Genomic DNA, 21,342 nt, shown 5'->3' on the forward strand with positions numbered 1-21,342 from the left:
GGTATTTTTGCCCGACGGGGTGAAAAATACAGTTGCTATGTTAAAATACGCCCTTTGAAAATGAGCAAAAGCCCGCCGGATAAGGCGGAAAATCGAAAGGATTTATCATGGCAGGTCACAGTAAGTGGGCGAATATCCAGCATAAAAAAGCCCGTCAAGATGCCAAACGCGGCAAAATCTTCACCCGTTTGATTAAAGAAATCACCGTTGCAGCCCGCATGGGCGGCGGCGACCCCGGCGCCAACCCGCGCCTGCGCCTGGCTTTGGAAAAAGCCGCCGAAAACAATATGCCCAAAGACAACGTGCAACGCGCCATCGACAAAGGCACGGGCAACTTGGAAGGCGTCGAATACATCGAGTTGCGCTACGAAGGCTACGGCATCGGCGGCGCGGCGTTGATGGTGGACTGCCTGACCGACAACAAAACCCGCACTGTCGCCGACGTGCGCCACGCATTCACCAAAAACGGCGGCAACTTGGGCACCGACGGCTGCGTAGCGTTCAACTTCGTGCATCAAGGTTATTTGGTGTTCGAACCAGGCGTTGACGAAGACGCGCTGATGGAAGCCGCTCTGGAAGCCGGTGCGGAAGACGTGATTGCCAACGACGACGGCTCCATCGAAGTCATCACCGCCCCCAACGATTGGGCGGGCGTGAAAGCAGCATTGGAAGCCGCAGGCTACAAATCCGTTGACGGCGACGTTACCATGCGCGCCCAAAACGAAACCGAACTCTCCGGCGACGATTCCGTCAAAATGCAGAAATTGATTGACGCGCTGGAAGATTTGGACGACGTACAGGACGTTTACACCTCCGCCGTTTTGAATCTGGATTAATAGGAAAGATTGAAAGCAGACCTGATAGGTCTGCTTTTTTTGTGTCTGAGATTTTTGGCGGGTTGTTTGCTGAAAATTTTAATGCCTCGTGGGCAAAGCCCACGCTACGCGGTCTGTTGGCAACACAAGTGCCGTAGCGTGGACTCCGTCCACGGAAACAATAGGCTCAAAGGTCGTCTGAAAACTTAAAATTGCAGTATCTAAAAACTTTTAGGCTAGGGAACTATCTATAAGTGGGGTTGCTTGAAGATTCTGTCTTGCTGTTTTAAAATGACGGATTGTTACGTTATATCAACTGGAGAGAGAAAAACATGAAACATTGGAAACTCGGTGTCATCGCTGCATTAATGTCCGGCGCAGTTTACGCAGCCCCGATGAACGTCGTTACCAGCTTCAGCATTTTGGGCGATGTTACCAAACAAATCGGCGGCGACCGTGTTGCCGTGCAAAATTTGGTCGGCGCCAACCAAGACAGCCACGCCTATCACATGACCAGCGGCGACATCAAAAAAATCCGCAGTGCGAAATTAGTCCTGCTCAACGGCTTGGGTTTGGAAGCGGCTGATGTTCAGCGCGCCGTCAAACAAAGCAAAGTTCCCTTCGCCGAAGCAACCAAAGGCATACAGGCGCTTAAAGCCGAAGAAGGCGGTCATCATCATGACCACGACCACGAAGGCCACCACCACGACCACGGCGAATTCGACCCTCACGTCTGGACCGACCCCGTTTTGATGACGACCTACGCCCAAAACGTCGCCAATGCCCTGATTCAGGCAGACCCCGAAGGCAAAACCTATTACCAACAACGTTTGGGCAACTACCAAGTGCAACTGAAAAAACTGCACAGCGACACTCAAGCTGCGTTTAACGCCGTTCCTGCCGCCAAGCGCAAAGTCCTGACCGGACACGACGCGTTCTCCTACATGGGCAAACGCTACAATATCGAGTTCATCTCCCCACAAGGCGTGAGCAGCGAAGCCGAGCCGTCCGCCAAACAAGTGGCTTCCATCATCCGCCAAATCAAACGCGAAGGTATCAAAGCCGTGTTCACCGAAAACATCAAAAACACGCGCATGGTTGACCGCATCGCCAAAGAAACCGGCGTCAACGTCAGCGGCAAGCTCTACTCCGACGCGCTCGGCGGCGCACCTGCCAATACTTATATCGGCATGTACCGCTACAACGTCAAAACCTTGACTGATGCGATGAAGAAATAAAACCGCCTGATTGGTTTGAATAGAAAAAAGTCAAAAGGTCGTCTGAAACCGAAAACATGGCTTTCAGACGACCTTTTGTTTATAAGCCGCCTCAAACGGCATTTTACGCAAAAATAAAACTATTATAGAAAAAACAATCAAATTTTAAAGCGTCATCAAAAATATTATTTAGACTAATTACACTAAATTTCATTAATATCTGTGAAGTTTAATTCTAGTATATAAAAAATAATATGAAAAATATCCTTAGATATGGATCTATTGCTCATGCAAATGGCACAGTAAATTACTCACATTATCAGGCTGCAAAACCTAATCTTAACCTTAGTAGTTCGAAGGCTCATATTTTTTACGGACGCCAATTGGCTAAAACTCCAAAATAATTAGAATTTGTTGCGTGCTTGGGCAATAATTGCCCAAGCATATTGTGTATTTTAAGAGGGGTAGCGATGATAATTGAATTTGAAATTGATAGTACTAATAACGAGCAAGTTGCTTTTTTAAAAAATAGCCGTTGGTCAAGCTCTGAAATTATAAGAAAATTTCCAAATAATAAATCATTTTTTTCAAAAAATACGCTGCATTATAATAATGCGGACAAATTACTATGCAGGACAGTCATTTTTCCGGAAGGGGCGATTCTTTCCTACGAAGAGGATTCTAAAAAATTTAATTTACAGGTAAAAAATGCACAAAAAAATAATATTAAGTTGCAAGGTGGATATACACCTACCACCGAACTGATTCATGTAGTTCATAATCTTTGCTTGTTAGGAAATGTAGTTCTCCGTATCATAGGAGATAATACTGAGCTGAATAATATGGAAAAAATAGAACTTAATTTTGAGAAGTTTGATAAGTATTTTTTTATATCGGATGATATGGAAATAATGTTTATAAAATGAATTTTTTCTGCAAGCAAGCGTAGGTTGAGCTGTGCTACAATATTTATCCAGGCGGCTTAACGGTTTTATTGGGTTTGGCAACCCAGCCTACGAATACTATTCCTAATGCGGTTATCCGTGTAAATGGTACAGCATTAAATCAGTCTTCTGGCGCCGCAATGGGAAAACATAGAAGGTAAACAAAATGATGATCTGATACTATATTTTTTATCAGGTATATTCGGAATATCAAGTTGCTGAATATATTATAAAAAATAACCGTGAGATAAAAGTTCACTTTATTGCGCTTTACGCAATATTTTTTACGTTGATTTATACTGTGTCTTTGTTGTTTCTGTCCCTCGTCTATTGGGTCAACGGTGCGGAGATTGCATGGAAGGGGATAGGCATTTTCAGTATGTCGGCCAGTTTTTGTATAGTCTTCTGTCTTTATGCTGTTGATAAAGCAGGAAGGTATAAGGATAAGAAATAGTAGGGATCAAACCAGCGGCAGCAAATGTAGATTGGGTCTAGGCTCAACCTGCGTTTGCTGCATCTTTGGAAGAAATACGCCGTTAAATACTAGATAAACCAATTTCCAACTAACCCTGCTAGCGGTTTGGTTGGAAGCGAGAGGAGGTAAGGTAGTGTTTCCTGTTATTTTCTTTTCGACATTGGGCTGTGTTTTAGCATGGATAAAATATATACCGGAAATAGAATCAAAAAAAACTTGGGAAGATTTTTATATATTATAGCAATAATAAATTTAATAATCAGCTATGTATTAATTGAAAATATATTGGTTTCTGTCTCGGACGAAGTTGGAACAAAATATCTTGCAATATATTTATCCAATATTTTTTTTTGACAATCCTGATGATGGTATCCGTAAAAAGACTGTCTAAGAAGCGGTAAGGGCGGCAGGTCATGGTGCAATATGGATTGCTCCTGTGTCAGTATATTCCTTACTATTTATGAGCTTTAGGTGTAATGATGCTTTTTCAAATTGCTTGTAGTTCTGGAAATTCTTATATTTCCTTATTGAAGAGTATGAGATTTTATATTGATAACAAAGAATGTGATTATATTTTTTTTCGGAAGGCTGTTAATATAAGTGATGACTTTATACAAAGTGGTTTTATTACTCCGGAAGGATTAATTACTAAAAATAGTAATCCAAAATTATTTAATCAATATTCAAAAATGGCATCTAAAAATAAATGTCAATATGAGATGGTTACATTTCTTTCGGATGAAATGAAAAATATTATTGAATTATTATCGAATGATAATGTATATGTAGAGTTTGCCTATTCTGAGGATTTTTATGTACTCCCTGAGATTGAAATTAATAAGGGAACTTTAAAATCACCAAATTTCTATATTGACTTCGGGGTTAAATATATAATTAATAAAATTCTGATAAATAAGGAGATTAGCCCTCATGTCTTCCTCAATAATTGTTAAGTTCGATAAACCAATAGATACAGAGCTTCTAGGTTTTTCCAAATATAATGAACACACTTTGTTTCATATTGGGTATAAGAATTTTTCTCCATATGAATGGATATATACTTCTTTAGAGGGAGAAGGAATATATCCTGAAATTTTTCCTAATAAGCGCGGTTATCTAGAATTTATACAAAAAAATAAAAAGAACCTAAATTTAAATCATTTTAGACTTTGTGAAGAATTATTGAAAAGGTTAAGGGAGATTCCCCAAAATTTTTTTCTGTATGTAGGGGATATGAGTGATATGAATAAATTAGAGATACTTCCAAAAAGTTTATTGTCTTTAAATGGGATAACAGATAAAACCTTGTTGAAAGAAAATGTAGTTTATCGTATTAGTAAGTTTCAGGTTTGATTTTTATTAAGTTATTTGAGGTTTTCGGTAAGTGTAGATATAAGGTTGAGTTATAGCCAAGCATTCAGGTGGTTCAACGGTTTTATTGGGCTTGGCAACTCGACTTGCGCTTGCTGAAATTGGGTGTACAGTTATACGTTTTAAGCGGGCTTTCATTTTCTAACTTTCTAAATAACAGAGGAATTTCTTCGCCCTTGGGAATCAAAATCTACGGACAGATCATGGAAAAACCGCTTCTAACCCCTCCTTTTTTTCTATTTGAAGATGTGTCTTTGGATATATTTCAAGGATTGTCGGAATTGGAAAAGAAAATAGAGCCGCAGGATTTGATGGATGATGTTTACCATGCTTTTGATTCGGTTGGAAATATTCTGAATTTCCGTATAGTAGGAAAAGAACAAAAAGGGTTTTGGATAAGTACCAAAATCAAAACAGAGTTGTATTTGATTCGGCAGATATGTCTTCTGATGATCTTTTTCTGAAATGCTTACAGTCTTCATATAAGGCTTATTTTGAAACTGAACCTGCCAGTTTAGATAAACGGCAGCTGATGGAAACGTTAATTCAAAAATGCGGATTCAGTCTTTGATGAAAAAATGGATTCTAAAATAACAGAAACTGATTTCGACCCTGTATGAGGTAAAAAATTGTCTTTCGGATATTTGATTGCAACATCGCAACCCTGTGAATTGCTGACAAAATCTCGGGGTGAAACTTTTTCTTTGATTATGAATAAGATGGATTTATGGATTTATTTCAGATTTTGTGAAGGAAATATTTATACAATAAGGAAGAATGAAACTGAATCTTGTCTTACAGAAAGAGGAGGTAAATGGTTGAAACGTATTTACGCATTTAATCGGGGAAGTTTTATTTTTTCTGATGTGCTTCTACAAAAGGGAGAAAGCGAAGAGAATTTTGCAGAAATTGTCTTAAAATCAATAAAAAATAATAAAATTTTGACAGTTGAGGTACGGTCAGACTTGCATTTTGACTTAAGAAATATTTATCGTATTGAGATGTAATAATGCAATTGATATGTGCCGATTGGACAGGTATAGGAAATTTTATGAAAACCTTCGAAAAAACATGGTCTGCACAATATCGGGATATGGAAATTTCAGTACGGAATTTTTGGAATTTGGAGCGGACAGGGGCGGAAGTCTATATCAACGAAAGGTTGGTTTATCATAACGAAGACGAGATGGTGTCTGCTCCTTTGCGTTCGCTGATGGGGGAATACCTGGAATTTGAAGAAAGCGGTACGAAAATTACCATTGAAATCGGCAGCGCGTGGCATTTTTGCGGTATGGCTTGCCGTATTTCGATAAACGGAAAATATCATGCTGGAAATAGGGTTGTCTGGTTTGCTAAGAAAACCGGCATTTAAGAATAATTTTGTAAGAGGTCGTCTGAAAACCTTTTCAGACGACCTCTTACATATATCTTTGGAAGGTATGATGATGTTTAAACGTATTTGTCTGTCAGTGCCGATTGCCGTTTCTTTATCCGGTCCTCTGAATGCTGCACCGATGTTTAACGATAATCCTGTTGTTTACGGAAAAATCAAAGTGCACAGTTGGAAAGAGAGGCGCGATTTCAATATCGTGAAGCAGGATTTGGATTTTTCCTGCGGGGCGGCTTCGGTGGCGACGCTTTTGAACAATTTTTACGGGCAAAAGCTGACGGAAGAAGAAGTGTTGAAAAAGCTGGATAAGGAGCAGATGCGTGCGTCGTTTGAGGATATGCAGCGCATCATGCCTGATTTGGGTTTTGAGGCGAAAGGCTATGCCCTGTCTTTCGAGCAGCTTGTGCAGTTGAAAATCCCCGTCATCGTGTATCTGAAATACCGTAAGGACGATCATTTCTCGGTATTGCGCGGGATAGACGGCAATACGGTTTTGCTTGCCGACCCGTCGCTGGGTCATGTTTCTATGAGTAGGGCGCAGTTTTTGGATGCTTGGAAAACCCGCGAGGGAAATTTGGCGGGTAAGATTTTGGCGGTTGTGCCGAAAGGGGCGGATACCGGCGGGGATAAGGCGTTTTTCACACGCAGTCCGAAACGTCAGACGGAATTTGCGGTCGGGCAGGTAAAATGGCGGCGTGCTGATTGAAATTTCGGCAAAGGTCGTCTGAAAACCGAAAATCAGGTTTTCAGACGACCTTTGTTGTATTTGGTAACTATATGTTCCCGTTGTATAATCACGGGTTTGCAATTCAATAATAAATATACAGGAACAGCCATGACAGAATCCATCACCCGCGACAGTATGCAATACGATGTCGTGATTGTCGGCGCAGGCCCGTCGGGTTTGTCTGCCGCCATCAAACTGAAGCAGCTTGCCGAACAGAACGGACGCGAAATCAGCGTTTGCGTGGTGGAGAAAGGTTCGGAGGCGGGCGCGCATTCGTTGGCGGGCGCGGTTATTGATCCGATTTCACTGAACGAGCTGATTCCCGACTGGAAAGAAAAAGGCGCGCCGCTGACGCGCTCAGTCACGCAGGACAAAGTGTTGTTCCTGACTGAGAAAAAGGCGTTCAATCTGCCCGTTACCCCCAATTTTGACAATCACGGCAACTATATCGTCAGCTTGGGCGAAGTCGTGCGCTGGCTGGCGGAGCAGGCGGAGAATATGGGGGTGGAAATCTATCCGGGCTTTGCCGCCGCCGAAGTGCTGTATCACGAAGACGGTTCGGTCAAAGGCATTGCAACCGGCAATATGGGCGTGGGCAAAGACGGCGAGCCGACCGACAGTTTCCAGCCGGGCATGGAGCTTTGGGCGCAGCAAACCCTGTTTGCCGAAGGTTGCCGCGGTTCGCTTTCCAAACAAGTCATCGAACGTTTCCAACTCGACCAAAACAGCCAGCCGCAAACTTACGGCTTGGGCATCAAAGAGATTTGGGAAGTGTCGTCTGAAAAACATCAGCCCGGCTTGGTGATACACAGCGCGGGCTGGCCGCTGGACAGCAAAACCTACGGCGGCGCGTTTGTTTACCATTTCGACGACAACAAAGTCGCCGTCGGTTTCGTGGTCGGTTTAGACTATCAAAACCCTTATCTGTCGCCGTTTGAAGAGTTCCAACGTTTCAAAACCCATCCCGAAATCCGCAAAACCTTCGAAGGCGGCCGCCGTATCGCTTACGGCGCACGTTCGCTGATTGAAGGCGGTTTGCAAAGCCTGCCGAAGCTTTCGTTCAAGGGTGGCGTTTTAATCGGCGATGCGGCGGGTTTCCTCAATATGCCGCGCATCAAAGGCATTCATACTGCGATGAAATCCGCCATGCTCGCCGCAGAAGCCGTGTTCCCCTTGTTGGAAAACCTAGAAGAAGTGGAAAGCTTCGACAGCGGCAAAGAAGCGGCGGATTATCAGCAACGTTTTGAACAAAGCTGGCTGTATCAAGAGCTTTACGCCGCGCGTAATGTCCGTCCGTCATTCAAATGGGGCGTTTACCTCGGCTCAATCTATACCGGCATCGATCAGATGATTTTCAGAGGCAAAGCCCCGTGGACTTTGAAACATCACGGTAAAGACAACGAGCAGCTCAAAAAAGCCGCCGCGTGCAAGCCGATTGACTATCCGAAACCCGACGGCGTGTTGACCTTCGACCGCTTAAGCAGCGTCTTCCTCGCCAATCTCGCGCACGAAGAAAACCAGCCCGACCATTTGGTGCTGAAAAATCCGCAAACGATGATAGACGTGAACTACAAAGAATACGCCTCGCCCGAAACCCGCTATTGTCCGGCTGGTGTGTACGAAATCGTCGAAGAGAAGGGCAGTCCGCGCCTGCAAATCAACGCCGCCAACTGCGTTCACTGCAAAACGTGCGACATCAAAGACCCGACGCAAAACATCACTTGGATTTGCCCCGAAGGCGCAAGCGGGCCGAATTACGGCGGGATGTAGGTCTCGGCAACGGCAGCTTTGGCTGAATTAGACAAGCATTCGCTGCGCCGGATAAAGAAAGGTCGTCTGAAAATCTTGGTTTAAGGTTTTCAGACGACCTTTTTTCATAGTCAAAAAGTGTTGAAGAAGGAATAGGATTTTATCTGCTTAAAACGTAGAGGTCGTCTGAAAATCAAAGGGAGGGGTGTTTGGGAACACAGTTTACAGGCAAAGCCAATTTCTGAGCCATTGCCTTTTCAGCCTTAGAAGATATAAGAAATTTGTCAAACTGTTTTCGGCAAATTAGCGCATCAAAACTGTCTTTTCCCATCCTTCCAAAGTCTCTCTGCCGATTTAATGAATGACAGTTTCAGACGACCTTCGGGGTCGTCTGAAACCATACAAACCCTACAGCAACACTTTTTCCACGCCGCCGTTGTTGGCTTTTTTCACAAACTCGTCCAGCCAGTTTTCGCCGAGGATATGTTTCGCCATTTCGATAACGATGTAGTCGGCAGGCATGTTGTTGTCGTCGACGTAGCGGCTCAGGCCTTGCAGACACGCCGGGCAGGAGGTGAGCATTTTGACGGGTTCGCCCTGCGGCAGCTCTTTGAGGTTTTTCTCGATTTCTTCCTGTTTGCGGAATTTGACTTGGGTGGCGATGTCGGGGCGTTTGACGGCGAACATGCCGGATTCGCCGCAGCAGCGGTCGCTTAAGACGACTTTCTGCCCCATGAGGCTGCTTGCCATTTGGGTGGCGTTCATGGTTTTGATGGGCGTGTGGCAGGGGTCGTGGTAGAGGTATTGCTGACCTTTTACGCCGTTCAGTTTCACACCTTTTTCGAGCAGGTATTCGTGGATGTCGATGATGCGGCAGCCGGGGAAGATTTCTTCAAAGCGGTATTTTTCGAGCTGGTCGTAGCAAGTGCCGCAACTGACGACGACGGTTTTGATGTCGAGGTAGTTGAGGGTGTTCGCCATGCGGTGGAAAGCCACGCGGTTGTTAGTGCTCATTTGTTCGGCTTTTGCCTTGTTTCCGCCCGCGTCCTGCGGATAGCCGCAACACATATAGCCGGGCGGCAGGACGGTTTGTACGCCGACGTGCCAGAGCATGGCTTGGACGGCGAGTCCGATTTGGCTGAACAAACGCTCGGAACCGCAGCCGGGGAAGTAGAACACGGCTTCTGCATCTTCGGGCGCGGCGGGATTGCGGATGATGGGGATGCTTTTGTCGTCTTCGATGCCGAGCATGGAACGCGGTGTTTTGGCGGGCACGCTTTTGGGCAAAGGACGGTTGATGAAGTGGATGATTTGTTCTTTGACCGGAGCGGTGCCGACGGTGGCTTTGGGTTCGGCTTTTTGTTTTTTGGTGCCGACGGGCAGGAGTTTGCCGATTTTGTAGGCGAAGTTCTGCGCGGGGAAGCCGGTCTGTATCATGGCGGCGCGCAGGGCTTTGATGGTTTTCGGGCCTGTGGCGTTCAAAAATGCCATGCCCATCGATGCGGCGGGTGCGAAACGTTTGTGGCCGGAATCGGCAAGGTAGTTGCGGATGGCTACGGTAACGTCGCCGAAGTCGATGTTGACCGGGCAGGGTTTGACGCATCGGTGGCACACGGTGCAGTGGTCGCCGATGTCCATGAGTTCTTCAAAGTGTTTGATGGAAACGCCGCGGCGGGTTTGCTCTTCGTATAAGAAGGCTTCGGTCAAGAGCCCCACGCCGAGGATTTTGTTGCGCGGGCTGTACAGCAGGTTGGCACGCGGAACGTGGGTGGAGCAGACAGGTTTGCATTTGCCGCAACGCAGGCAGTCTTTGATGGAATCGGCGATGGTGCCGAGGTCTGATTTTTCCATAATCAGCGATTCCGCACCCAACAGCTCGAACGACGGCGTGTAGGCGTTGCGTAAGTCCGAGCCTTTCATCAGTTTGTGACGGTTGAAGGTGTGTTTGGGATCGACTTGGTTTTTGTAGTCCCAAAACGGCTGCAAGTCTTCATCGGTCAGAAATTCGAGCTTGGTGATGCCGATGCCGTGTTCGCCGGAAATCACGCCGCCGAGCGAGCGGGCGAGCTTCATGATGCGTTCGACCGAACGGTAGGCCGTCTGAAGCATTTGGGCGTCGTCTGAATTGACGGGGATGTTGGTATGGACGTTGCCGTCGCCGGCGTGCATATGCAGGGCGACGAAGACACGCCCGCGCACGGTTTTGGCGTGGATTTTGCCCAAGCCTTCGATGATTTTGGTGTCGGTTTTGCCGCTGAAGATTTCGGCGAGCGGTTTCATTACGTCTTCTTTGACGGACACGCGCAGGCGGAAATCGCGGAAGGCGGTGAAACAGCTCTCGTCGTCTTTGGCTTCGGGCGCGGCATGGACGGCTGCGCCGTAGCGGGCTTTGTAGTCAGCAAGCGGCGTATCGAGATGGGCGAGCAACCAGTCCCAACGCTCTTTAACGGCGGAAACGTGGGCAAGGGCGTGTTTGCCGCGTTCGCCCAAAAGTTCGGCGGTCGGCAGGTCCGTGCCCATTTTGTCGATGGGGAGTTTGCCCGACAGATATTGCTCCAATGCGGCGCACAGGGTGAGTTTGTTTTGGATGGAAAGCTCAATGTTGATGCGTTCGATACCGTCCGAATACTCGCCCAGCCGCTCCAGCGGAATCACCACGTCTTCGTTGATTTTAAAGGCGTTGGTGTGCTTGGCGATGGCGGCGGTTCGGCTGCGGTCGAGCCAGAAGGTTTTGCGCGCTTCGGGCGACACGGCGATAAAGCCTTCGCCGTCGCGGGCGCGGGCAAGTTCGCAGATGTGTTCGGCGGCTGCCTCTACGGCGGCTTCGTCGTCTGAAACCACGTCCGCCAGCAAGACCATTTTCGGCCGTCCTTTACCTGCCGCTTTGGTGGCGTAGCCGACGGCGCGGACATAACGCCAGTCCAAATGCTCCAAACCCGCCAGCCGCACACTGTCGTGGGCGAGCAGGAAATCGCGGATTTCGACGATAGAAGGGGTGGCGGTGGCAACCGTACCGAAAAACTCCATACACACGGTGCGCGTGTATTTCGGCATTTTATGCAACACGAAGGCGACGCTGGTGATGATGCCATCCGTGCCTTCTTTCTGCACGCCGGGCAGGCCGCTCAAGAATTTGTCGGTAACGTCTTTGCCCAAACCGACTTTGCGGAATTTGTGGCCGGGGATTTCCAAGCGTTCGGTTTTAACGATATTGAGGCCGTCTGAATCCAGCGTGTGAATGTCGAACACGGCGGTTTCTTCATCGTGGATTTTGCCGAAATTGTGGCGCACGCGCTCGATGCGCAGCCATTCGCCCTGCGGGTTGACCATCTGCCAGTAGGCGAGGTTGTCCAGCGCCGTACCCCACAACACGGCTTTTTTACCGCCCGCGTTCATCGCCACATTGCCGCCCACGCAGGAAGCATCGGCGGAAGTTGGATCGACGGCGAACACCAAACCCGCCTGATGCGCGGTTTCTTCCACCCGCCGCGTTACCACGCCCGCGCCGCAATGGATAATCGGATGTTTGCCGTCCAAGCCCGCCAGTTCGACAAATTCGACGCCGCGATGCTTGTCCAGCTTTTCCGTATTGATGACCGCGCTGTTTGCATCCAAAGGCACGGCGCCGCCGGTATAACCCGTGCCGCCGCCGCGCGGGATAATGACCAAATCCAGCTCGATTAAGGCGCGCACCAAAGGCGCGACTTCCGCCTCCGTGTCGGGATTGACGACGACAAACGGATATTCGACGCGCCAGTCGGTCGCATCGGTAACGTGCGTTACCCGCGCCAGCCCGTCAAACATAATATTGTGCGGCTTGGTGATTTTGCTCAAACGCTCCAAAATCTGCCGCCGCTTTTGGCGCGTTTCGTCAAAACTGCCGTCAAAACGCTCAACCGCCTTTTCCGCCGCCACCACCAATACATCAACTTGCGGATTGTCGTCGCGGCGTTTGCGGATCTCGTTCAAACGATGGCGCATTTCGCGCACCAGCGCGGCACGGCGTTTCGGGTGCTCCAGCAAATCATCGACCAGATACGGATTGCGCACGACCACCCAAATATCGCCCAACACTTCAAACAGCATCCGCGCCGAACGCCCTGTCCTGCGCTGTCCGCGCAAGTCTTGCAGAATCTGCCACGCCTCATCGCCCAACAGGCGGATGACGATTTCGCGGTCGGTGTAGGAAGTATAGTTGTAGGGAATTTCCCGAATACGCTGCGGGGCGGTAGTCGTGGTCATGGTGGCGGTGTGTCCGTATGATTATTGGTACGGCGAAACTGCGGAAAGCTGCGGCATGATTTCGCCGTATTTTTATGAAAAGGTCGTCTGAAAGTGCAGCTTCAACGAAGTTAAAATGATTTTCAAAACAATCAGAACAACTCGTTGGAAAAGTGATAATGTAGTTTAAATTCCGATGTTTTTCAACGGAAAAGGAGAAAAATGTTTCAATGGGAATAATTTTCAAAAAGGCAGATATTGTTGACAATTTAAAGATAAAAAGACTTTTCAGACGACCTTTGACGCCGCCGCGCTTGAGTTTTCCCGTAAAACAGTTATAATGCCACTCTCTTACGGCGGGTCTCCCCGCATGGTAATTCGGAACACCGGGTCAGGGGCGGAAGCCAGCAGCCCACTCTGATGCGCCAGTGCCGGGGGTCTGGCTCGCCACCCTATTAAAAAACACCGAAGATTGATTGGTCTTCGGTGTTTTTGCTTTTGCAGAATCCGGGACGGGAAAAAGGTCGTCTGAAAATTTTCAGACGACCTTTTCGTTCATGTCGATTTAAACATCTTCTTTAATCAGCGATTTGGACAATTCCTCCAAAGGTACGCCTTTGGTTTCCGGCATCATCGTCATCACGAAGACGAGCTGCAACACCATCATCGCCGTGAAGCAGACGAATACCCAACCCGCCCCGATGCTGCCGAACAGGAACGGAATGGCGGCGGGAATGGTGGCAAAACTTCTGTTTTCAGCCGGTTTTAGTAACGTGCCATCAGTCAAGACGCGCTTGAGATTTTAGTTGGAAGAATAGAAAGGCGCGGCTTTCTGAAGAGTGATGTTATTGTTGTGAAGCATTTTTTTATAGTGGATTAACTTTAAACCAGTACGGCGTTGCCTCGCCTTAGCTCAAAGAGAACGATTCTCTAAGGTGCTGAAGCACCAAGTGAATCGGTTCCGTACTATTTGTACTGTCTGCGGCTTCGTCACCTTGTCCTGATTTAAAGTTAATCCACTATATTGATAAGAGGTCGGGTCATTATGTTTTAAAACATTTTTACTGACAAGCTGCCATCCGCGTCGTATTTGATTCTCCACAAAGTTTGCGCTGAAAAGGCAAAAGGTCGTCTGAAAAGGCGGAACTTGGCTTCAATAGGCTTACGATGCCTGTTTTCCAGCCGGATTTCGTTTTCAGACGACCTTTACTTTACCCTTGGGCATTACTACAATGTTCCGATTTCGATGTCCGAAGTAATATAAACAGACTATTTAGGAGAGTGCCATGACCGCCTCGCAATTAATCAGCAGCCTGACCCAAACCGTCGGCGAAAAATACATCATCACCGATCCCGCGAAAACCGAACAATACCGCCAAGGCTACCGTTTCGGCGAGGGTAGGGCGTTGGCAGTGGTGCGCCCCGGAACCATTCTGGAAATGTGGAAAATTTTGCAGGCATGCGTCGAAGCGGACGTGATTGTGATTACGCAGGCGGCGAATACCGGTTTGACAGGCGGCTCGACCCCCGATGGCAACGATTACGACCGCGATATCGTGATCGTGAACACCATGCGGATGAACATCATCCAAACCATCAACAACAACGAACAAGTCGTCTGCCTGCCCGGCTCTACCCTGAACCAGCTCGAATTGCTGCTGAAACCTTTTGGGCGCGAACCGCATTCGGTCATTGGCTCTTCATGTATCGGCGCGTCCGTTTTAGGCGGCGTGTGCAACAACTCCGGCGGCGCATTGGTGCAGCGCGGTCCTGCCTATACGGAAATGGCGCTGTTCGCCCAAATCAACGAAGAGGGCAAACTGGAGCTGGTTAACCATTTGGGCATAGATTTGGGCGACACGCCCGAAGAAATCCTGACCAACCTTCAAGGTCATCACTATCAGAGAAAAGACATCACGCAGGACGCAGGCAAAGGACACGACCACGCCTATTGCGACCATGTCCGCCAAGTGGACGAGCCGACCGCCGCGCGTTTCAATGCCGACCCGGCGCGCCATTACGAAGCGTCCGGTTGCGCGGGCAAACTGATGGTATTCGCCGTCCGTTTGGACACCTTCCCGCAAGAAAAACAAACCGCCGTGTTCTACATTGGCACCAACGATATTAATGAATTGACCGACATCCGCCGCGCCGCCTTGGGCGAATTTGAAAGCCTGCCCGTTTCCGGCGAATACATCCATCGTGACGCTTTCGATATTGCCGACGTGTACGGCAAAGACACGTTCTACGTCATCAAAAAATTCGGTACGCACCAACTGCCGAAATTATTTGATTTCAAGGCTAAAGTTGACCGATTCGGCAAAAAAGTCAGCTTCCTGCCCAAACATTTTTCCGACAAGGTTATGCAGTTCGTCAGCAAATACCTTCCCGACCACCTACCTAAAGCCATGCGCGATTACCGCGACAAATACGAACACCATCTGATTCTGAAAATGGGCGGAAAAGGCGTTGATGAAGCGCGCGCGTTCCTGAAAGAGTATTTTGCACACCACGGCGGCGCGTTTTTCGAATGCAACGCCGAAGAAACCCAAGCCGCCATGCTGCACCGTTTTGCCGTCGCCTCAGCCGCCATCCGCTACCGCGCCGTACATGACGACGAAGTGGAAGACTTGGTCGCGCTGGACATCGCCCTGCGCCGCGACGACCGCGACTGGTTTGAAAAACTGCCGCAGGAAATCGACAATAAAATCATCCACAAACTCTACTACGGACATTTCATGTGCCACGTTTTCCATCAGGATTACATCATCAAAAAAGGCAACGACTGCATGGCATTGGAACACGAAATGCTTCATCTCTTAGACCAACGCGGCGCGCAGTATCCCGCCGAGCACAACGTTGGTCATTTATACGAGGCCAAACCCGCGCTCAAGCAGTTCTACCGCAAACTCGACCCGACCAACAGCTTCAATCCGGGTATAGGCAAAACCAGTAAGAAGAAAAACTGGGCTGAGTGATAAGGTAGGGATGGTATAAGTGAATGAAAGGTCGTCTGAAAACGGTATTTGGTTTTCAGACGACCTTTTTGCTTATAACTTTTGGTTTGCAGCACATAACCAATCAGTCTTTCCCGTCAAACGACAATCGGAGTAGTATGCCACATTCCGTTCAATACACTGAAAACAAAGGTATAAATATGGCACGCTTAACCGTACACACTGTCGAAACCGCTCCCGAAGCTGCAAAACCCCGCGTTGAAGCCGCGCTGAAAAACAACGGCTTCATCCCCAATCTCATCGGCGTATTGGCAAATGCGCCCGAAGCATTGGCGTTCTATCAAGAAGTCGGCAAACTGAACGCTGCCAACAGCCTGACTCCCGGTGAAGTCGAAGTCATCCAAATCATCGCCGCCCGTACCAACGAATGCGGTTTCTGCGTGGCAGGCCACACCAAGCTGGCAACCCTGAAAAAACTTCTGTCCGAACAATCCATCAAAGCCTCGCGCGCGTTGGCGGCAGGCGAGTTTGACGATGCCAAACTGGGCGCGCTCGCTGCGTTTACCCAAGCCGTGATGGCGAAAAAAGGCGCGGTATCCGATGACGAACTCAAAGCCTTCTTCGACGCAGGCTACAACCAGCAGCAGGCTGTCGAAGTCGTGATGGGCGTTGCCTTGGCGACTTTGTGCAACTACGTCAACAATGTCGCGCAAACAGACATCAACCCTGAATTGCAGGCATTCGCCTGATTCCGACCCAAGGTCGTCTGGAAAGCGTCGGCAAAACCGTTTGCCCGTTTTCAGACGACCTTTTTCAAGAATGCCGTCCCTGTAACGGACTGCTTCCCCTTTCAAACGGAACGCCCTTCCCGCGCCGTCTCCACCCATTTTCAAGGATAAGACCATGAACCGTGAAACCTTATTGTCTCAAGTTGCCGAACTCGTCAAAGCCAAACTCAAACCCTTAGTGGACGAAATCGACCGCAATGGTTTGTATCCCGAAGATTTTATGCGCGAACTCGGCGCCATCGGCGGATTCGGCGCAGTCGGTACGGAAGCGGAAGGCGGCAACGGCTTAGGTTTGGCGACACAAATCGCCGTCTTGCGCGAAGTCGGCAAAGAATGCGGCGCGACCTCGTTCAGCGCATGGTGTCAGGCGGCTTGCGCGTGGTATCTGCACCAAACGCCCAACCAAGCCGTTAAAGACAAATACCTTGCCGACATCCTGCAAGGCAAAGTATTGGCGGGTACGGGTATGTCCAATACCGTTAAACACCTCGCCGGTATTGAAAAACACAATCTTCAAGCCGAGCGCGTGGACGGCGGCTACACAGTCAACGGCGCGCTGCCGTGGGTATCCAACATCGGCGAAGACCACATCTGGGCGAATACCGCCCAAATCGGCGACAGCTACGTCATGTTCATCACCGGCGGACAATGGGAAGGCGTAACCCTGCAAGCCTGCCCCGAATTTTGCGCACTCGAAGGCACACGCACGTTCAGCCTGAATTTCAAAGACGTATTCATCCCTGACGAAGACGTAATCGCCGCGTCCGAAGAGTTCTCCGACTACATCGCCACCATCAAGTCCGGCTTCATCCTGCTGCAAATCGGCATCGGCGCGGGTGTGATCGACGGCAGCCTCGGCATCATCCGCATCGCCAACGTCGTCAACGCCGATGTCAACAGCTACCTCGACGACGGCTACGACAGCCTCAAAGCCGCTTTGGACGAAGCATGGCAAACCACCGAACAACTCGCAGACTTGGCTTGGAAAAACACGCCCGACAACCTCGCCACGCTGAAACTGCGCGCCGCCGCTTCAGAGCTGACGCTTGCCGCCGCTCAATCCGCCGCCTTACACGCCGGCGCAAAAGGCTATCTCATGCGCAGCCCCGCCCAACGCCGCATCCGCGAAGCCATGTTCGTCGCCATCGTTACCCCCGCGTTGAAACACTTGCGCAAAGAAATCGCGGCATTGGAAGCGGCATAAGGTTTTGAAACAGAAAAACAAAAGGTCGTCTGAAAACCTTTTGCCAACCGTTTTCAGACGACCTCAAATATCAGAAGGAACAAACCATGGCACAATACATGTGCGGCCCCTGCGGCTGGATTTACGACGAAGACCTCGGCGACCCCGAACACGGCATCGCCCCCGGCACGAAATTCGAAGACATCCCTGACGATTGGAAATGCCCCGAATGCGGTGTGGGCAAAGAAGACTTTTATCTGCTGGACTTCGTGATATAGCTTTATACAAACTAAAAAGGTCGTCTGAAAACGTTGGAGCAAACGGTTTCAGACGACCTTTTAAGATTTTATAGTGGATTAAATTTAAACCGGTACGGCGTTGCCTCGCCTTAGCTCAAAGAGAACGATTCTCTAAGGTGCTGAAGCACCAAGTGAATCGGTTCCGGTACTATTTGTACTGTCTGCAGCTTCGTCGCCTTGTCCTGATTTTTGTTAATCCGCTATATTGTGATAAACGGGTTTTATCCGCCTGTTTGACTGCTTGATGGGTAAGACGGGGATTTTCAGACGACCTTGCCGTCTTTGGGACTGTAGACATTCAAAGAGGCTTTTACCACCAGTCCGTCCGCAGGCAGGCTTGCATAGGCATCGTCGGAGGCATCCGTCCAATGCAGTTCGCAATCGAATACGCCCATACCGCCCGGGTCCTGTACCGACAGATTGGCGACCACCTTCATCTGCTTTCCGATCAGCAGGCTGTCGGCAAACAATTCCAGTTTGCGGGTACCGAGCAGAAAGCTAAGCCGTACCGGCTCTTCCGCCTCCAAAGCCTGTATGCCTGCAAACGCACCTATGCCGTGCGCCATGATTTCTATCATCGAAGTCGCAGGCCGCCCCTCGCTCTTAGATGTTGTTTTGCTGATCAGCCACTTCTCAAACTCGAACGTGCCGGTCAAAAAAGACCTGTTGAACAATCCCAGCATGAAGGGCCAAATCATCGCTTCCGGCTACATTCCCAACGACGAAAGCATGGAAATGTTGGAAGAAATCGACGCCGTGTTCAAAAGCGGGCAAAGTTTGCTGATTTTCCCCGAAGGCGCACGCACAGGCTGGGACGGACAGGTTAAAATCGGTATCGCTCGGTTTGCGCAGTGCAAAAAAACCTTTAGCTTCCAGATCGACGGCGAAAACGACAACCCGCGCGAAAACTTCACCAACGTCAAAACACTGGCAGAATTCGTCAAAAGCCGTCAAGCATAAAGGAGAAGCGATATGACCGAACAAGAAGTACGCACCCTTCTGACCGATGTACTGGTCAACCTGTTTGAAATCGAACCCGAACGCATCAAACCCGAGACCAACCTCTCCGAAGATTTGGAAATCGACAGCATCGACGCCATCGACCTTATCGACCACATCAAACGCGAAACCGGCCGCAAACTGCAAGCCGAAGACTTCCGCAACGTGTGCACCGTAGATGACGTGGTTCAGGCGGTTTTGAAAGTACAGGCGCAAGATTCCTGATTCTGATTCAAACCGGCATATTTTCAGACGGTCTTTTGTGTCAAATATAGGGTAGAAAGGGCGTCTGCAAATACTCTTATCCATCAAACTGTACAAATATTATATTTTTACAATTAATTTCCAACTTAACATCAAAAGGAAAAAATATGAAAGCATTGCTCCAAAAAAACGGATTCATTCATTATCAATCTGACATTAATACTCTAATGAAGATTATTAAACATTAATTAACGAGATTAGTTTCTTAGAAAAAGACCCCTATGCCCCTTCTAATGTTCTAATGTAATCAGAAATCGAAGATATGCCAATGCAATCTTTCTTCCGTGGGAAGGTAATCAGTTATTTTGGCTACCGACTGTAAAACAGAATAATCAAGAATTATCAGGATATGATCAGGGGAGTAATAACCCTGAACATCAGAATATACGTTACTTCAATTCAATTAGCCAAAAGTTAAAAGAAACTGAATTGCTTAAATCATTAATATTAGAAGATTTTTGTCTAACATTTGGATTGAGTGGACATTATTTGCCAATCTATGTAGGAGTACATTTGGTTACCGTATCCTGTGCTAATAATGACTTACCTGGATTCAGCTCTCCTGATTGTTTCCATCAGGATGGAGAACCTTTTACTTTTGCACATTTAGTTCAACGTAACAGTAATGCAGGCGGAGGAAACAACTACATTGGTAAAATAAAATGTAGGAATAAAAAGCTAACATAAATATTAAAAGAAGATATTATAGATTCGTTTGTTTTAAAAAAATTTTTAGAAAGCTTTGCCGTTTACGATAACGCAGTAAGTCATTATGTTGATCATTTGATCAAAATTGACCCCACAGGAGAACCCGCTCAAAGAACACTGATATTAATTGACTTCTCTCTTACGAAACAAAATATTTAATATCAAACCAATAATTTTCAACTGGAGAGTTATAAATATGGAATCATCTTTATCATCGATCTTTATTGTTCTTGCATTGTTATCTACCGGTTTCCTATCTGGTAAATTTCTTGCACCACCCCTTCGACAAGTCCTACTCAAACCCTTGTCCTTTATTGTCCTGCTGCTGCTCTTTTTCATGGGCTATGAGTTCGGCGGCGTCTTTACCGACCCGAATCTGGGCGCGGACATCGTCAAATATGCCCTTCTGCTCGCACTGATTATCAGCGCGTTTACCTTGATTGCGCTTTATCGCAAACCCGAAGCCTCGACTGCTCCCACTCCATCGGGCAGCTTTATCAAACCCTTTTACGGCTGTTTCAAAGCCTTTGCTTTTTTTGGCTTGGGTGTCGCGGCATTTGCCTTTTTCGGGCAACAGGTCGGCAATCTGCCCATCGACAGCACCCATATCCTCTATCTGCTGATTTTCATGGTTGGCATGGACTTGGTTCATTTCCAGCTTGGCGGATTCGGACGTAGGATTTTCCTGCTGCCGCTTCTGACCGTTGCTGCAACCGCCGCCGCGTGTTTCGTTTTCTCGCTGTGTTCGCCCTATTCGTTTGCCCAAAGTCTAGTATTGTCGGGCGGTTTCGGCTGGTTCTCCCTTTCGGGTCCTATGGTTGGAAAAGCGGTATCACCCGAAATGGGTGCGGCAGCGTTTATGACCGATTTTTTCCGCGAAATGATCAGCATCGTCTTCCTGTATTTCTACGGACGAAAGCAGCCTATGGCGGCAATCGGCATTTCCGGCGCAGCGGCAATGGACTCCGCCCTGCCCTTTATCAAAGAAAACTGCCGCGCCGAATACATCAAATACGCCGTCCTCAGCGGCTTTATCCTGACCCTTGTCGCACCGTTTTTTCTGTCCGCCGCCATTGCCATGCTGAACTGACCCTACTATTTTTCCAAAAAACTTTCAGACGACCTTTCCCCTTCCCTAAAACTCAAAAGTCGTCTGAAACCGAACACCATTATGAAAAAACTGGAAAACTCCTGCCGACCCCCGCCAGCCTTGCCTATCCGCTCCTATGTTATAG

General features: G+C 48.2%; 19 protein-coding genes, 1 other RNA gene and 3 pseudogenes. 20 read left to right on the plus strand and 3 right to left on the minus strand.

The features are described 5' to 3' along the window. Positions 1 to 107 precede the first annotated feature (107 nt). The 11 genes and pseudogenes from NSCA4_RS0102155 to NSCA4_RS0102205 all read left to right on the plus strand — a co-directional run bounded on the left by NSCA4_RS0102155 (position 108) and on the right by NSCA4_RS0102205 (position 8,709). Positions 108 to 836: a YebC/PmpR family DNA-binding transcriptional regulator gene (locus NSCA4_RS0102155; protein WP_016686614.1), complete on the plus strand. Its 729-nt coding sequence runs from the start codon at positions 108 to 110 to the stop codon at positions 834 to 836. A gap of 311 nt (positions 837 to 1,147) precedes the next feature. Continuing rightward, the gene (locus NSCA4_RS0102160; protein WP_016686615.1) at positions 1,148 to 2,053 is read left to right on the plus strand and encodes a metal ABC transporter solute-binding protein, Zn/Mn family; all 906 of its coding nucleotides are present in this window, start codon (positions 1,148 to 1,150) and stop codon (positions 2,051 to 2,053) included. Between the two features lie 449 nt (positions 2,054 to 2,502). Further along, the gene (locus tag NSCA4_RS0102165; protein WP_016686616.1) at positions 2,503 to 2,958 is read left to right on the plus strand and encodes a hypothetical protein; all 456 of its coding nucleotides are present in this window, start codon (positions 2,503 to 2,505) and stop codon (positions 2,956 to 2,958) included. Between the two features lie 626 nt (positions 2,959 to 3,584). Further along, positions 3,585 to 3,852: pseudogene (locus NSCA4_RS16250) on the plus strand (hypothetical protein). Between the two features lie 75 nt (positions 3,853 to 3,927). After that, a complete protein-coding gene (locus NSCA4_RS12630; RefSeq protein WP_255265258.1) occupies positions 3,928 to 4,404 on the plus strand; it encodes a hypothetical protein in 477 nt (158 codons plus the stop codon). Beyond that, positions 4,382 to 4,804: a hypothetical protein gene (locus tag NSCA4_RS0102175; protein ID WP_016686618.1), complete on the plus strand. Its 423-nt coding sequence runs from the start codon at positions 4,382 to 4,384 to the stop codon at positions 4,802 to 4,804. Before NSCA4_RS12630 ends, NSCA4_RS0102175 begins: the two co-directional genes overlap by 23 nt. Before the next feature lie 221 nt (positions 4,805 to 5,025). Then, positions 5,026 to 5,393, plus strand: a pseudogene (locus NSCA4_RS12635) (hypothetical protein). A 58-nt stretch (positions 5,394 to 5,451) separates the two neighbouring features. Then, on the plus strand, positions 5,452 to 5,829 hold the full coding sequence (locus NSCA4_RS0102185; RefSeq protein ID WP_029609458.1) for a hypothetical protein: 378 nt from the start codon (positions 5,452 to 5,454) through the stop codon (positions 5,827 to 5,829). A 44-nt stretch (positions 5,830 to 5,873) separates the two neighbouring features. After that, positions 5,874 to 6,194 carry a hypothetical protein gene (locus tag NSCA4_RS15935; protein ID WP_016686620.1) on the plus strand — a complete coding sequence of 107 codons (321 nt, stop codon included), beginning with the start codon at positions 5,874 to 5,876 and terminating at the stop codon, positions 6,192 to 6,194. Positions 6,195 to 6,261: 67 nt separating this feature from the next. Next, the gene (locus tag NSCA4_RS0102200) at positions 6,262 to 6,918 is read left to right on the plus strand and encodes a C39 family peptidase (protein WP_016686621.1); all 657 of its coding nucleotides are present in this window, start codon (positions 6,262 to 6,264) and stop codon (positions 6,916 to 6,918) included. Positions 6,919 to 7,047: 129 nt separating this feature from the next. Continuing rightward, entirely contained in the window at positions 7,048 to 8,709 is a 1,662-nt protein-coding gene (locus tag NSCA4_RS0102205) for an electron transfer flavoprotein-ubiquinone oxidoreductase (RefSeq protein WP_016686622.1), read from the plus strand. Positions 8,710 to 9,096: 387 nt separating this feature from the next. On the opposite strand, the gene NSCA4_RS0102210 is transcribed toward NSCA4_RS0102205, so the two are convergent. Then, positions 9,097 to 12,930: a DUF3683 domain-containing protein gene (locus NSCA4_RS0102210; protein ID WP_016686623.1), complete on the minus strand. Its 3,834-nt coding sequence runs from the start codon at positions 12,928 to 12,930 to the stop codon at positions 9,097 to 9,099. A gap of 334 nt (positions 12,931 to 13,264) precedes the next feature. Between NSCA4_RS0102210 and ffs the strand changes: the two genes are divergently transcribed. Next, positions 13,265 to 13,361, plus strand: an RNA gene (gene ffs / locus NSCA4_RS13525) — signal recognition particle sRNA small type. A 113-nt stretch (positions 13,362 to 13,474) separates the two neighbouring features. On the opposite strand, the gene NSCA4_RS0102220 is transcribed toward ffs, so the two are convergent. After that, the gene (locus tag NSCA4_RS0102220; protein WP_016686624.1) at positions 13,475 to 13,696 is read right to left on the minus strand and encodes an MFS transporter; all 222 of its coding nucleotides are present in this window, start codon (positions 13,694 to 13,696) and stop codon (positions 13,475 to 13,477) included. Positions 13,697 to 14,195: 499 nt separating this feature from the next. On the opposite strand from NSCA4_RS0102220, the gene dld reads away from it, so the two are divergent. The 4 genes from dld to NSCA4_RS0102240 all read left to right on the plus strand — a co-directional run bounded on the left by dld (position 14,196) and on the right by NSCA4_RS0102240 (position 18,115). Further along, entirely contained in the window at positions 14,196 to 15,887 is a 1,692-nt protein-coding gene (gene dld / locus NSCA4_RS0102225) for a D-lactate dehydrogenase (RefSeq protein WP_016686625.1), read from the plus strand. A 179-nt stretch (positions 15,888 to 16,066) separates the two neighbouring features. Beyond that, positions 16,067 to 16,615, plus strand: a complete 549-nt coding sequence (locus tag NSCA4_RS0102230) for a carboxymuconolactone decarboxylase family protein (RefSeq protein WP_016686626.1) — start codon at positions 16,067 to 16,069, stop codon at positions 16,613 to 16,615. A gap of 154 nt (positions 16,616 to 16,769) precedes the next feature. Further along, a complete protein-coding gene (locus tag NSCA4_RS0102235) occupies positions 16,770 to 17,858 on the plus strand; it encodes an acyl-CoA dehydrogenase family protein (RefSeq protein WP_016686627.1) in 1,089 nt (362 codons plus the stop codon). Between the two features lie 86 nt (positions 17,859 to 17,944). Continuing rightward, positions 17,945 to 18,115 carry a rubredoxin gene (locus NSCA4_RS0102240; protein WP_003744701.1) on the plus strand — a complete coding sequence of 57 codons (171 nt, stop codon included), beginning with the start codon at positions 17,945 to 17,947 and terminating at the stop codon, positions 18,113 to 18,115. Between the two features lie 284 nt (positions 18,116 to 18,399). On the opposite strand, the gene NSCA4_RS0102245 is transcribed toward NSCA4_RS0102240, so the two are convergent. Next, complete coding sequence (locus NSCA4_RS0102245) at positions 18,400 to 18,714, minus strand: ApeP family dehydratase (RefSeq protein WP_255265259.1); 315 nt, start codon at positions 18,712 to 18,714, stop codon at positions 18,400 to 18,402. A 4-nt stretch (positions 18,715 to 18,718) separates the two neighbouring features. Between NSCA4_RS0102245 and NSCA4_RS13530 the strand changes: the two are divergent. From NSCA4_RS13530 to NSCA4_RS0102265, 4 genes and pseudogenes are all read left to right on the plus strand, one after another. Continuing rightward, positions 18,719 to 18,967, plus strand: a pseudogene (locus NSCA4_RS13530) (lysophospholipid acyltransferase family protein); the annotation flags it as partial. Between the two features lie 141 nt (positions 18,968 to 19,108). Beyond that, complete coding sequence (locus NSCA4_RS0102255; protein ID WP_016686629.1) at positions 19,109 to 19,360, plus strand: acyl carrier protein; 252 nt, start codon at positions 19,109 to 19,111, stop codon at positions 19,358 to 19,360. A gap of 285 nt (positions 19,361 to 19,645) precedes the next feature. Continuing rightward, the gene (locus tag NSCA4_RS16255; RefSeq protein WP_218015737.1) at positions 19,646 to 20,086 is read left to right on the plus strand and encodes a 2OG-Fe dioxygenase family protein; all 441 of its coding nucleotides are present in this window, start codon (positions 19,646 to 19,648) and stop codon (positions 20,084 to 20,086) included. Between the two features lie 325 nt (positions 20,087 to 20,411). Beyond that, positions 20,412 to 21,197: a LysO family transporter gene (locus NSCA4_RS0102265; protein WP_016686630.1), complete on the plus strand. Its 786-nt coding sequence runs from the start codon at positions 20,412 to 20,414 to the stop codon at positions 21,195 to 21,197. The last annotated feature ends 145 nt before the right edge of the window (positions 21,198 to 21,342 follow it).

Source organism: Neisseria sicca 4320 (assembly GCF_000193735.1).
Lineage (GTDB): Bacteria > Pseudomonadota > Gammaproteobacteria > Burkholderiales > Neisseriaceae > Neisseria > Neisseria sicca_E.

Excerpts from the sequence above, each read along its gene's own strand:
- NSCA4_RS15935 (WP_016686620.1), top strand. The coding sequence starts at position 5,874 with ATGAAAACCTTCGAAAAAACATGGTCTGCACAATATCGGGATATGGAA.
- NSCA4_RS0102230 (WP_016686626.1), top strand. The coding sequence starts at position 16,067 with ATGGCACGCTTAACCGTACACACTGTCGAAACCGCTCCCGAAGCTGCA.
- NSCA4_RS0102240 (WP_003744701.1), top strand. The coding sequence starts at position 17,945 with ATGGCACAATACATGTGCGGCCCCTGCGGCTGGATTTACGACGAAGAC.
- NSCA4_RS0102255 (WP_016686629.1), top strand. The coding sequence starts at position 19,109 with ATGACCGAACAAGAAGTACGCACCCTTCTGACCGATGTACTGGTCAAC.
- NSCA4_RS0102245 (WP_255265259.1), bottom strand. The coding sequence starts at position 18,714 with ATGATAGAAATCATGGCGCACGGCATAGGTGCGTTTGCAGGCATACAG.
- NSCA4_RS0102175 (WP_016686618.1), top strand. The coding sequence starts at position 4,382 with ATGTCTTCCTCAATAATTGTTAAGTTCGATAAACCAATAGATACAGAG.
- NSCA4_RS0102235 (WP_016686627.1), top strand. The coding sequence starts at position 16,770 with ATGAACCGTGAAACCTTATTGTCTCAAGTTGCCGAACTCGTCAAAGCC.
- NSCA4_RS0102205 (WP_016686622.1), top strand. The coding sequence starts at position 7,048 with ATGACAGAATCCATCACCCGCGACAGTATGCAATACGATGTCGTGATT.
- NSCA4_RS0102200 (WP_016686621.1), top strand. The coding sequence starts at position 6,262 with ATGATGATGTTTAAACGTATTTGTCTGTCAGTGCCGATTGCCGTTTCT.
- NSCA4_RS0102160 (WP_016686615.1), top strand. The coding sequence starts at position 1,148 with ATGAAACATTGGAAACTCGGTGTCATCGCTGCATTAATGTCCGGCGCA.
- NSCA4_RS0102155 (WP_016686614.1), top strand. The coding sequence starts at position 108 with ATGGCAGGTCACAGTAAGTGGGCGAATATCCAGCATAAAAAAGCCCGT.
- NSCA4_RS12630 (WP_255265258.1), top strand. The coding sequence starts at position 3,928 with ATGATGCTTTTTCAAATTGCTTGTAGTTCTGGAAATTCTTATATTTCC.
- NSCA4_RS0102165 (WP_016686616.1), top strand. The coding sequence starts at position 2,503 with ATGATAATTGAATTTGAAATTGATAGTACTAATAACGAGCAAGTTGCT.
- dld (WP_016686625.1), top strand. The coding sequence starts at position 14,196 with ATGACCGCCTCGCAATTAATCAGCAGCCTGACCCAAACCGTCGGCGAA.
- NSCA4_RS0102210 (WP_016686623.1), bottom strand. The coding sequence starts at position 12,930 with ATGACCACGACTACCGCCCCGCAGCGTATTCGGGAAATTCCCTACAAC.